Origin of the sequence: Advenella sp. S44, assembly GCF_002810445.1 — a bacterium.
Classification (GTDB): Bacteria; Pseudomonadota; Gammaproteobacteria; order Burkholderiales; family Burkholderiaceae_B; genus Advenella.
Genome location: NZ_NEXS01000003.1, coordinates 132,943 through 144,058, shown reverse-complemented (window position 1 = coordinate 144,058; position 11,116 = coordinate 132,943). Strand labels below are relative to the sequence as shown.

Genomic DNA, 11,116 nt, shown 5'->3' with positions numbered 1-11,116 from the left:
TGGCTAGTTGCTTATTTCCTTGATGACGTAATCTTTGCCAACCCGTTCGGCCGTAAAACTGACTGAATCACCCGGCTTGATATTCTTGAGTAGCGCGGCATCAATCTTGTAGGACAGCGTCATGGCCGGCAGCTTCAGATCGCTGATGGCGTCCTGTTTGATGGCAATCTTGCCCTGTTCAGGTTGAATGCGGCGCACTTCTCCACTGCCACGTCCGGTTTCCTGGGCGTAAGCCACACTGGTAACTGCCATAGCCGCAGCCAGCCCCAACATTACAGTTGCAATTGACTTTTTCATGCACATCTCCGGTATTTGCGTTTCAATGTTCATTTTAGGACAAAAGACAGCGCCCGATGACACAGGGGCGTTTCAATCGTTACATGGCGATTCAGGGCGACAGGACACTTGGCGTTCATGGCCCTACTGACCCGCGGCCAGGTAAAATCGGACCATACCTGTTGAAAGGTCGATGACAGGGTGACTTTGCAGGATGCAGCTCTGTAAACGATTAACAAATTATCGATCGACAAACTATCCAAATTGCGTGACAAGGCTGTCGGCAATGTATCTTCACCGATTAAAAGGAGCTTCCCTGCACCATGAATGACCGACTGACTTCAATCATTACCAAAACCGGCGACGACGGCACCACCGGTCTGGGTGATGGTTCGCGTATTTCCAAAAGCAGTATCCGTATTCAGGCAATCGGCGATGTAGACGAACTCAACAGCCAACTTGGGTTGCTGTTGACTGATCCATCCCTGCAGCAGGACATCATCCAGTTGCTGCAGCAGGTCCAGCACCGATTGTTCGATCTGGGCGCTGAGCTTAGCGTGCCTGGCTACACCGCACTGGCTGAAGAACACATCACGATGCTCGAGCAGGCGGTGCAAACACATCATACGACCCTGCCCCCGTTGCGCGAATTCATTCTGCCTGGGGGCTGCACAGCGGCGGCGCAAGCCCATGTCTGTCGCAGCCTTTGCAGACGCGCAGAACGTAGCGTAGTTGCCGTCAATGCGACCGAACCCGTTAGCGACACGGCACGACATTATCTGAACCGACTGTCCGATTGTCTGTTCGTTATTGCGCGTGTGCTGAACCAGCGTGCAGGACAAAGCGATATTTTCTGGCAGGCGGCAAATAAACAATCGGCCCCTTAATCGCGCCGCCTGGCCCCGGCAATCACCCCCGTATGTTGTGCGTGCGGCTTGGAAGACTGCAAAATTCCTGCACATTGCCTGGGGTCGTTATGCCCCTGGCATCCGGCTGGAAGCAATGCCCTGATCCCTGAATTGGCAGAGCACGAATGTCGTAGCTATCTGTAATTTTAGAGTCGATTGCGCCAGGCGCCACCAACCCACACATCATGCATGCTTGATAAAAGTTGCCGCGGCATAGGTCGCCTAAGCATCAACAGCCGCAATATAAGCCGCCGTAGCGCCCAAAACAAAAGCCCCGTTGCACCCATAGCAAAAGTATGAGTAACAACGGGGCGTTTGAAATTCTGGTGCCGGTTAAAGGAGTTGAACCCTCGACCTTCTGATTACAAATCAGCTGCTCTACCAACTGAGCTAAACCGGCGAAAGAAAGATTATATGTGATGCGTAGCGGATATGTCCAGTTTTAAGGCCCAGGTGATCAAAAAAGTGCTGCCGCTGTCTGGTTTTGGCTGCAAAAGCCCGCATTCGGCGCATTTTCATCACGCCCCGATCTTTCCAGGCAACGGCTTTTTATCACCGCCGTTTCCACAAAAAGCCGCAAGCCTTCAGATTACTTGACAACCTTAAGCCAGGGCGCCTTCTCTTTCGGACTGGGAGGCGGTGGCGGATCATCATCGGGCCCTGTCGAATCGTGAGCATCTGAACCGGTATCAGCGGCCGGATCATAATCCTCGATCTCAAATTGCATCCCTTCCTGTGTTTCACGCGCGTAAATGGCTTCGACTCGCGCCACGGGAACGGAAATTTGCCGGGAAACCCCGCTAAAACGCGCCTGAAACTCGATCCAGTCGTTGCCCATGATCAGGCGGTTGGTCGCCATGGCGCCTACATTCAGGGTAACACGCTCATCACGGACAAATTCCCTGGGTACCTGGCAGGCCGCATCCACATGGACCACCAGATGAGGGGTGTAACCGGCATCGGTACACCACTCATGCCAGGCACGCAACAGATATGGTTTGGTAGATGGTTTTTCCATTCACTTTCCTTTGGTCTGCGGCTGTGCTAACTGTCCTGCAACGGATCAGCGACGCATTACCTTTTCTGACGGCGTCAATGCCTCGATATATGCAGGACGGGAGAAAATACGCTCGGCATATTTCTGGATAGGCGCTGCATTTTTTGGCAACTCAATACCGTAATGGTCCAGACGCCACAACAAAGGCGCCATGGTCACGTCAAGCATAGAGAATTCTTCGCCAAGCATGTAACGATTTTTGATCAGCAATGGCGCCAGTTGAGACAGGCGATCACGAATCATGCGACGGGCATTTTCCAGCTTTTTCTCGTCGGAACGGGCGGAACGATCTTCCAGTACGCCGACATGCACAAACAGTTCCTTCTCGAAATTATGCAGGAACAAACGGGTGCGCGCGCGCATGACAGGGTCTGCGGGCATCAGTTGCGGGTGCGGAAAGCGCTCATCAATATACTCGTTGATGATATTGGACTCATACAGGATCAGGTCGCGCTCTACCAGGATGGGCACGCGACCATAAGGGTTCATCACCGAGATATCTTCGGGCTTGTTGAACAGGTCTATATCACGAACCTCAAAGTCCATGCCTTTCTCGTAGAGAACGAAACGGCACCGTTGAGAAAATGGACACGTGGTTCCAGAATAAAGCACCATCATGGTGTGCAGTCTCCCGCAAAAAATAAAAAAAAGAAAAGGTCAGTGCCATCATACAACAAGCACTGACCCGGATCACAGTGGTTCTGACATGGGCAGCAAAGGAAGGACGTCAACATCCTGCCCAAGACTGCCCGGAACGCTTACTTAACGTGTTTCCAGTAAGAGGCGTTCAGTCTCCAGACCACGATAAAGAACAGACCGAGGAACAACAGAACCCATACGCCCACCTTCTTGCGCAACAGTTGTTCCGGCTCTGACATCCAGCCAAGGAAAGCGGTCAGGTCAGCAATATCGTTGTCAAACTTCGCCTGCAGGGAAGGATCCAGGTACTTCAGGGTAGAGTGCGACGATGCGCTGCCATGGTATTCGGGCAAAAGCTCATCGCTCACAACAGACTTGAAGCCCTCGGAATCCACTTTCGTGGTGACCTTGTGCCATTCCTGCTTGCCGTCTTTTTCCACAGACTGGACGTCAACGGTGATCAGCTCGCGCGGACCTTGCAGATTCCACATGGCATGGGGCATGCCAACGTTCGGAAATACCAGGTTGTTCCAGCCCAGCGGACGGGAAGCATCACGGTAAAACGTACGCAGATAGGTATAGAGGTAGTCAGTACCGTCCTGACCCATATTGTCTGCCTTGGCACGCGCCATGACTGACAAGTCAGGGGGCGCTGCGCCAAACCAGGCCTTGGCGTCAGCCGGGCTCATGGCAACATGCATAAGCTCACCGACCTTATCGCCAGTAAACAGCAGGTTTTCCTTGATCTGTTCGTCGGTCAGGCCAAGTTCCGTGAGCTTGTTGTAGCGCATGGAATTGGCACTGTGACAATTCAGACAGTAGTTGACGAAAAGCTTTGCCCCATGTTGCAGGGAAGCCATATTGTTGATACGGCTGGGCGCACGATCCCACTCCACGCCACCTTCGGCGGCCAGGACAGGAGTAGCAAAAGTGACGGCCAGTAATAACGCGCCTATTAACTTTTTAAACATGTTCATTCCTGTATTTTTCAACTTAGTGGGGACGGAAGGTCACACGATCAGGGACTTTCTTGAATGTGCCCAGCCGGCTCCAGATTGGCATGAACAGGAAGAAAGCCAGGTAAATCAGTGTACCCACTTGAGAAATAATATTCAGGACTGGACTTGGCGCTTTTGTACCAATAATACCCAGGATCACGAAGTTGATCAGGAATACGGCATACAACAGCTTGTGCCAACCCGGACGGTAGCGGATGGATTTGACCGGAGAATGATCAAGCCAGGGCATAAAGCCCAGGATAACGACGGTGCCGCCCATGATAACCACACCCCAGAATTTCGCATCGTAAGCACGCAGTGCAACAGCAAGCAGCACCAGAATGACAGGGAAAATGATTTTCCAGATGCCCTTGAGGTTTTTGCTAAACAGCAGGCCCACGGCGAAGATCAGCGCCAAGGCTACCAGCACCCAGGTAAACTCATCTGTCGTGGCACGCAGCATGGAGTAAAACGGTGTGAAATACCAGACAGGCGCGATGTGCGGTGGTGTCTTGAACGGGTCTGCCGGCAGGAAGTTATTGGCTTCCAGGAAATAGCCACCCATGGTTGGCGCAAAGAACATGATTGCAGCAAACACAATAAGGAAACCGACCACGCCCATCAGATCGTGCACGGAATAGTAAGGATGGAATGGAATACCATCCAGCGGACGGCCGTTGGCGTCTTTCTTCTCTTTGATTTCAACGCCATCGGGGTTGTTCGAGCCAACTTCATGCAGAGCAATCAGGTGGGCGGCAACCAGGCCAATGAGCACCAGGGGAATTGCGATCACGTGGAAAGCAAAGAAACGATTCAGTGTGGCATCGGATACGACAAAGTCGCCGCGAATCCAGATAGACAGGTCAGGACCGACATAAGGAATGGCGGAGAACAGATTCACAATGACCTGCGCGCCCCAGAAGGACATTTGTCCCCATGGCAGCAAATACCCGAAGAAGGCTTCGGCCATTAGACAGAGGAAAATGGCCACGCCGAAGATCCAGACCAGTTCGCGTGGTTTGCGATAGGAGCCGTAGAACAGGCCACGCAACATATGCAGATACACCACCACAAAAAACATGGAAGCGCCTGTCGAGTGCATATAGCGGATAATCCAGCCATAAGGCACTTCGCGCATGATGTATTCGACCGATGTAAACGCCAGGGCGGCATCGGGTTTGTAGTGCATGACCATGAAAATACCGGTCACGATCTGGATAACCAGCACCAGCAGAGCCAGTGATCCGAAGAAATACCAGAAATTGAAGTTCTTGGGTGCGTAATACTCGGACAGATGAGCTTTCCACAGACTTGTCAGTGGGAAACGCCGATCCACCCAACCCAACAATCCTGTTGTTTCAACAACTTTTTCGCCAGCCATTTTACAGGGCTCCTTTTCTAACTAGGCAAGAGAATAGACGGATCATTTGGATCAGCCTTCCGCTTCTTCTAAGCCAACCATAACTGTATTATCGTCGACGAAGTAATAAGGGGGAATGAGAAGATTGTCAGGCGCGGGCTGATTCTTGAATACACGGCCGGCCAGATCGAAATGAGAACCATGGCAGGGACACAGAAAGCCGCCTTCCCAGTCGGCGCCCATACCCTCGGAGCCGCCGATGGCGAAACGGGGTGAAGGAGAACAGCCCAGGTGCGTACAAATTCCAACGCAAATAAACCATTCCGGCTTGCGTGAACGCATTTCGTTCTTGGCAAAATCAGGCGTATAGTCAGGACGCTCGGAATTGGGATCGGCAAGGTGCGTATTTTTGGACAGGCCATCAATCATGGCTTGCGTGCGATGGATGATCCATACCGGCTTGCCCTGCCATTCGGCAGTAATCATGGCGCCGGGGGCGATGCCACCCAAAGCGATTTCTACCGGCGCGCCCGCTGCCTTGGCCCGATCGGACGGGCTCATTGAAGCGACGAAGGGAACGGCTGTTGCCACTCCGGCGACACCACCGACCGCACAGGCTGTACCCAGCCAGAAGCGTCTTTGCGGATCAGAGGGAAGCACCGCAGGCGTAGCGGGCCCCTGATTATCATACTGCTGTATAGAATCCTGACTCATTATCCATCCTTGTTGATACACTCAAGGTACTAAAATTTACTATATTTTATGTGTACATAATTTGGCAACCGTTTATTATATACCGGTGCCCGTGCCGGGCGTGGAAAAAAGGACATAATCATGAGTAAAGGTTTTATAAACGAGTTCAAAGAGTTTGCAATCAAGGGCAATATGATTGATCTGGCGGTCGGTGTGATTATCGGCGCCGCCTTTGGAAAGATCATTGATTCTTTAGTAAAAGACGTTATCATGCCCATGATCAATTTCATCCTCGGTGGATCTGTTGATTTTGCCAATAAATTCATTGTCTTATCCGAGCCCGAAGGCTATACGGGCGCGCGCACTTACGAAGCCATGAGCAATGCCGGCGCCAATCTGCTGGCCTACGGTAATTTCGTGACAATCCTTATTAATTTCATCCTGCTGGCCCTGGTTATTTTCTGCCTGGTCAAAGCCGTCGCCAAAGCGCGCGCCACCTTTGAAAAAGAAAAAGAAGCCGAAGCTGCCGCCGATCCGGCCGATGTCGCTCTCCTAAAAGAGATCCGCGATCTGCTGCGTCAGAAACCTACGGTCTGATCTGCGATATTCGTAGCCACGGCTGGCCTTGGCTCACGAGGCCGGCCCTTGATGGCAAGGCTTGGAGAAAAAACAACATCTGTCATTCATTGCAGATGTTGTTTTTTTTGTGCTTACCACATTGACGCTACCTGACTATTGTCGTATTGAGTAAAACATAGCGTGCCTGCGGGAGCGCTTTGCAGCTGGCCGGCGAGTGTGCCGCATCTGCGGCCCGCACCGGCTAGACCGGGTTGGGCAGATCCACGAATTCTACATCCAGACCAAACTGCTCTGCCACTGCCTGCCCCAACGCCTGGACGCCATAGCGTTCGGTCGCATGATGACCGGCCCCGATATAGGCCACGCCAGACTCCATCGCTTGATGATAGACCTGCTCCGAAGCCTCTCCGGTCAGATAGACGTCAACCCCCCGCGCAATCGCCTCCTCGAACATGCCTTGAGCGCCTCCGGTACACCAGGCGATGCGTTTCACGGACTGGTCACTGTTGCCTATAAGCAACGGAGTCCGCCCCAGAGCCGTCTCAATCTGCGCGCCCAGATCGCCCAGCGTACGCAGCTTGGGCGGCAAGGCACCTGACCAGATCAACCCGCCCCTGCCGAACACGACCGGCTGTCCGCTGCCATCATCGGCCCGGTCGGGAATCAGGCCCAGCACCCGTGCCAATTGCGCATTGTTACCCCATTGCGGGTGCGCATCCAGCGGCAAATGGTAGCCTATGACGTTCAGGCCGTGCCGTATCGCCAGTTCCATGCGGCGATATTTACTGCCGACCACACAGGGATTTTCGCCTTTCCAGAACCATCCGTGATGAACCAGAACGGCGTCAGCCCCTTTATCTGCGGCAATTTGCAACAGTCGCGCCGAGGCCGTGACGCCCGTAATCACTTTTTTTATTTCGGGCTTACCCTGCACCTGCAGCCCGTTTGGTGCATAATCTTGAAAGAGAGCTGGTTGTAAGTGCTGGTCCAGCCAGCCCAGCAAATCCTGCACGAGAATTTTATTCACGACGTCTTCCTATGTATCGTTTTTGGTTACTGTTATCTCAGGCGGTCACCGTCTGCCTGGCGTTGGTCTTTACTATTACAACATTGCGCCCGGGCTGGCTGACGCGTAACGCCGACGACCATCCGCGCGTCTTGCCCGCCACGGTGCTTACCTCAGCCAATGAGAGCCTGAGCTTCGCATCGGCCGTTGCGGCCGCCACGCCTTCCGTTGTGAATATCTACACGACGAAAAACATCGAATCGCCCTTCAAGAACCTGCCTGATGTTCCTGCGCTCAAGCCTTTCATTAAGGATAACAAGGATTTGAATACAATGGGGCCCACCAACCTGGGCTCCGGAGTCATCGCCTCTGACAAGGGCTATATTCTGACAAATTATCACGTGATTGAAGCCGCCGACTCGATAGAAGTCGGCCTTGCCGATGGTCGCAAGGCGCCGGCCAAGCTGATCGGCACCGATCCGGATACCGACCTGGCCGTACTCAAGGCCGATCTTCCTGATCTGCCCGTGATTCACTACAACGCCGGGAATACACCGCGCATCGGAGATATGGTGCTGGCTATCGGCAACCCGTTCGGCGTAGGCCAGACTACGACAATGGGCATTGTATCGGCGCTGGGCCGCACCGGGCTGGGAATCAACACCTATGAGAATTTCATCCAGACCGATGCCGCCATCAATCCGGGCAACTCGGGCGGCGCGCTGATCAACACACGGGGCGACCTGATCGGCATCAACACTGCCATCTACACCGAATCGGCCGCCGGCGGCTCGCTGGGCATCGGCTTTGCCACGCCGGCCGATACCGCGATGCGCATCATGTATGAAATTATTAACACCGGCAGTGTCTCTCGCGGCTGGCTGGGGGTGGAGCCTCAGGACATTACCACTGATCTGGCTCGCGCATTCAATTTGAAAAACACCAATGGCGTGATTATTGCCACGCTGGCCTCCAACGGTCCGGCCGGACAGGCTGGCCTGCTGGTGGGCGACATTCTGCTTGCTGCCAATGGCGAAGATATTACCGGTACCGATCATTTGCTAAACAAAATCGCCGAGTTTGCCCCCCAATCGAAAGTCACCTTCACGGTTTTGCGTGGCGGCAAAAAGCATGACTTCATCGTAACGCTGGGCAAACGCCCCCAGATAGCCACCACTAACTGACCGCGATAGATACGGCGCACAGAAGGTCCCGCCAAGGCCCTGCCAAGTCTTTCTGCGGTCTGCTTTTTGTCGCTCCTGCCTTGAGATCCCCCGCAGCCGGTCTGGGGCACCAGCACAATAGGCGGGTGCGAATCGGCGCCACTGATAATCATCAATTGACCCTCTGTCCGCTTGCCGCTTGAACGCCGGCAATGCGGCTATCGCGCCCGTGCACAGTGATGTGGATGCGGAGCGAAAAAATACAGTGAGAAATGACGACAGGACAATTGAAGCGCCAGCGCTAAACACAAAGCAGCAGGAGGCCGGGACAGCCGATTCGACCTTGGCTTGATCGGAGTGCGGCTATGGGACAACGCGCGGCTACGGAACAGTGCGCCGCGAAGGGGCGGCGCACGCCAATGCGCAAACCGTTCTAATCTTCGGCTTCGGAATCCTGTTTATTCAGCTGGCGAACTTTGATAAAGCGTGCGGCAAACAGCCCCAGTTCAAATAACAAGCACAGCGGAACCGCCAGCAAAAATTGCGACATGACGTCGGGCGGCGTGACTATTGCCGCCACGATAAAGGCCCCGACAATGACATAGCCACGCATGGCCTTGAGCTTATCCACGGAAACCATGCCCGTGCTGACAAGCACGACAACGACAATAGGCACTTCAAAGGTGACACCAAACGCCAGAAACATGGTCATCACAAAACCAAGATAGGCCTCGATATCCGGGGCGAAATTGATCGACTCGGGCGAGACCATGGCGATGAAATGAAAGATGGTATGAAAAACAATGTAGTAGCAGAATGCCATTCCAAAAAAGAACAGCAACGTACTGGAGACAACCAGCGGCATAGCCAGTTGTTTTTCATGACGATACAGGCCCGGTGCGATAAAGGCCCAGGCCTGGTATAGCACGTAAGGCAGAGTGATCATGAATGCCAGCAACAGGGTTACTTTGAGGGGCACCAGAAACGGCGTAATCACGCCGGTGGCGATCATCCGGTTGCCGGCCGGCAACGACGCAATCATGGGCTGCGCAATAAAATCATAGACCGTGCCGGTACCGGGATAGATACACAGAATGGCAAAAACCCCGATCACGGCCAGCAATGCCCGGATCAGCCGGGAACGCAATTCGATCAGATGGGAAAAAAAGCTGTCTTCAGGCAGATTTTCCTGCGCGTTATCGGGAGGAAGAATTGGATTGGCCATCAGGAATGCTTATCGGAACGGGTAACGGCAGAAGCCGGCGCATCGGCTTCGGTGGGTTTGACATGAGGTTCAGCCTCGTCAGGCGCGGCTGTCGCAGTCTTGTCGCCAGACGCCGGCCCGGCCGGCGCCGTTGCAGCCGATGCTTTTCCAGCGGTCGCCGCATCCGATCGCACGGCCGGCTCGACTGCAGGCTCTGCAAGAGGCGCCATCAGATCGGCGACCCCGGCAGTGGACGACTGCGGACCGGCTGCCGCGCCGGCATCAGCACAGGTGCCATCCACCTTGTTCTGGGCTGCAGAATTTTCTGCGCCTGCGACACCTGCCCGTGTATCCGCAGAAAGATCTTCTGCGGTGGAGGCATCCACCCGCCCATCGGCCGCAATATTTTCTACGCCGGGGGCGTCCGTGCGCGTATCGGTCGAACGGTTTTCTGCACCGGCGGCATCCAGTTGGTCTTGCGATGTTGTCATGGTGTTCGGACTGACGCTATCGCGCAGCGAATTGCCGGTATGCTCCAGATCGTCCCGCAAGGCATTGACCGGGTTGCGCAAGGCGCTGGCAGTGTCTTCCACCGACGATTTGACATCGCTGACGGCAGACTGCATTTCTTCTTTTATTTTGGAAATTTCCTGGATATCCACTTCCCGCTGAATATCACTTTTGACATCGTTCACGTAGCGCTGCGCACGCCCCACCAGGTGGCCCAGTGTGCGGGCGACCGTCGGCAGGCGTTCGGGGCCGATCACAATAAGCCCCACAACACCAATAACGAACAGTTCTCCGAAACTTAAACCAAACATGCTTGCTACTTTTCAAGAAGATCGGCGGGATATGCCACCACTGATGCCGACCATCGGCACGACGTGTTTACTCAGACTTTTCGCGAGCCTGCACGTCGATCGCATCCGGATTGGCGCGCGCTGCCGCGTCGGGCCTGGCCGGGTCCTGCGTGTCGGCTACCTTGCGATTGAGTCCATCGTCGTTGGATGAATCAGCTTCTTCATTAGCATCCTTGATGCCTTTTTTGAACCCCTTGACTGCACCACCCAGATCTTCGCCTACGTTGCGCAGCTTTTTGGTACCGAAAATGAGGGCGATGATGACCAGTACGATCAACCAGTGCCAGATACTTAGACTGCCCATGTTTTACTCCTGAAATCAGATTGCGTGAATACGCATACTATACCAATTAATTGGCGAATCAATAGGGAA

Annotated in this window: 13 protein-coding genes and 1 tRNA gene; 3 read left to right on the top strand and 11 right to left on the bottom strand. The window is 54.0% G+C overall.

The genetic code is table 11. From position 1 onward, the window contains the following. Positions 1-3: 3 nt before the first annotated feature. Positions 4-297, bottom strand: a complete 294-nt coding sequence (locus CAP48_RS04640; protein WP_100694863.1) for a copper-binding protein — start codon at positions 295-297, stop codon at positions 4-6. A gap of 302 nt (positions 298-599) precedes the next feature. Here CAP48_RS04640 and CAP48_RS04635 point away from each other — a divergent pair, with 302 nt between their 5' ends. After that, positions 600-1,163, top strand: a complete 564-nt coding sequence (locus tag CAP48_RS04635) for a cob(I)yrinic acid a,c-diamide adenosyltransferase (RefSeq protein WP_100694862.1) — start codon at positions 600-602, stop codon at positions 1,161-1,163. Between the two features lie 345 nt (positions 1,164-1,508). Here the strand turns inward: CAP48_RS04635 and CAP48_RS04630 are convergent. The 6 genes from CAP48_RS04630 to petA all read right to left on the bottom strand — a co-directional run bounded on the left by CAP48_RS04630 (position 1,509) and on the right by petA (position 5,952). Next, positions 1,509-1,584: transfer RNA gene (locus CAP48_RS04630), tRNA-Thr, on the bottom strand. Between the two features lie 189 nt (positions 1,585-1,773). Continuing rightward, the gene (locus CAP48_RS04625; protein WP_100694861.1) at positions 1,774-2,202 is read right to left on the bottom strand and encodes a ClpXP protease specificity-enhancing factor; all 429 of its coding nucleotides are present in this window, start codon (positions 2,200-2,202) and stop codon (positions 1,774-1,776) included. Between the two features lie 45 nt (positions 2,203-2,247). Next, complete coding sequence (locus CAP48_RS04620; protein ID WP_014749335.1) at positions 2,248-2,859, bottom strand: glutathione S-transferase N-terminal domain-containing protein; 612 nt, start codon at positions 2,857-2,859, stop codon at positions 2,248-2,250. A gap of 140 nt (positions 2,860-2,999) precedes the next feature. Beyond that, positions 3,000-3,851: a cytochrome c1 gene (locus CAP48_RS04615; RefSeq protein WP_100694860.1), complete on the bottom strand. Its 852-nt coding sequence runs from the start codon at positions 3,849-3,851 to the stop codon at positions 3,000-3,002. Between the two features lie 22 nt (positions 3,852-3,873). Further along, the gene (locus tag CAP48_RS04610; RefSeq protein WP_100694859.1) at positions 3,874-5,259 is read right to left on the bottom strand and encodes a cytochrome bc complex cytochrome b subunit; all 1,386 of its coding nucleotides are present in this window, start codon (positions 5,257-5,259) and stop codon (positions 3,874-3,876) included. A 51-nt stretch (positions 5,260-5,310) separates the two neighbouring features. Further along, on the bottom strand, positions 5,311-5,952 hold the full coding sequence (petA, locus tag CAP48_RS04605) for a ubiquinol-cytochrome c reductase iron-sulfur subunit (protein WP_100694858.1): 642 nt from the start codon (positions 5,950-5,952) through the stop codon (positions 5,311-5,313). A gap of 120 nt (positions 5,953-6,072) precedes the next feature. Here petA and mscL point away from each other — a divergent pair, with 120 nt between their 5' ends. Further along, the gene (mscL, locus tag CAP48_RS04600; RefSeq protein WP_100694857.1) at positions 6,073-6,528 is read left to right on the top strand and encodes a large conductance mechanosensitive channel protein MscL; all 456 of its coding nucleotides are present in this window, start codon (positions 6,073-6,075) and stop codon (positions 6,526-6,528) included. Positions 6,529-6,751: 223 nt separating this feature from the next. On the opposite strand, the gene CAP48_RS04595 is transcribed toward mscL, so the two are convergent. Then, complete coding sequence (locus CAP48_RS04595; protein WP_100694856.1) at positions 6,752-7,537, bottom strand: Nif3-like dinuclear metal center hexameric protein; 786 nt, start codon at positions 7,535-7,537, stop codon at positions 6,752-6,754. An 11-nt stretch (positions 7,538-7,548) separates the two neighbouring features. On the opposite strand from CAP48_RS04595, the gene CAP48_RS04590 reads away from it, so the two are divergent. Then, the gene (locus CAP48_RS04590) at positions 7,549-8,700 is read left to right on the top strand and encodes a S1C family serine protease (protein ID WP_100694855.1); all 1,152 of its coding nucleotides are present in this window, start codon (positions 7,549-7,551) and stop codon (positions 8,698-8,700) included. 412 nt (positions 8,701-9,112) lie between these two features. Here the strand turns inward: CAP48_RS04590 and tatC are convergent, their stop codons facing one another. From tatC to tatA, 3 genes are all read right to left on the bottom strand, one after another. Then, complete coding sequence (gene tatC / locus CAP48_RS04585) at positions 9,113-9,904, bottom strand: twin-arginine translocase subunit TatC (protein ID WP_100694854.1); 792 nt, start codon at positions 9,902-9,904, stop codon at positions 9,113-9,115. Beyond that, positions 9,904-10,704 carry a Sec-independent protein translocase protein TatB gene (gene tatB, locus CAP48_RS04580; RefSeq protein ID WP_100694853.1) on the bottom strand — a complete coding sequence of 267 codons (801 nt, stop codon included), beginning with the start codon at positions 10,702-10,704 and terminating at the stop codon, positions 9,904-9,906. Before tatB ends, tatC begins: the two co-directional genes overlap by 1 nt. 67 nt (positions 10,705-10,771) lie before the next feature. Beyond that, complete coding sequence (gene tatA, locus CAP48_RS04575; RefSeq protein ID WP_100694852.1) at positions 10,772-11,047, bottom strand: Sec-independent protein translocase subunit TatA; 276 nt, start codon at positions 11,045-11,047, stop codon at positions 10,772-10,774. Between the last annotated feature and the right edge of the window lie 69 nt (positions 11,048-11,116).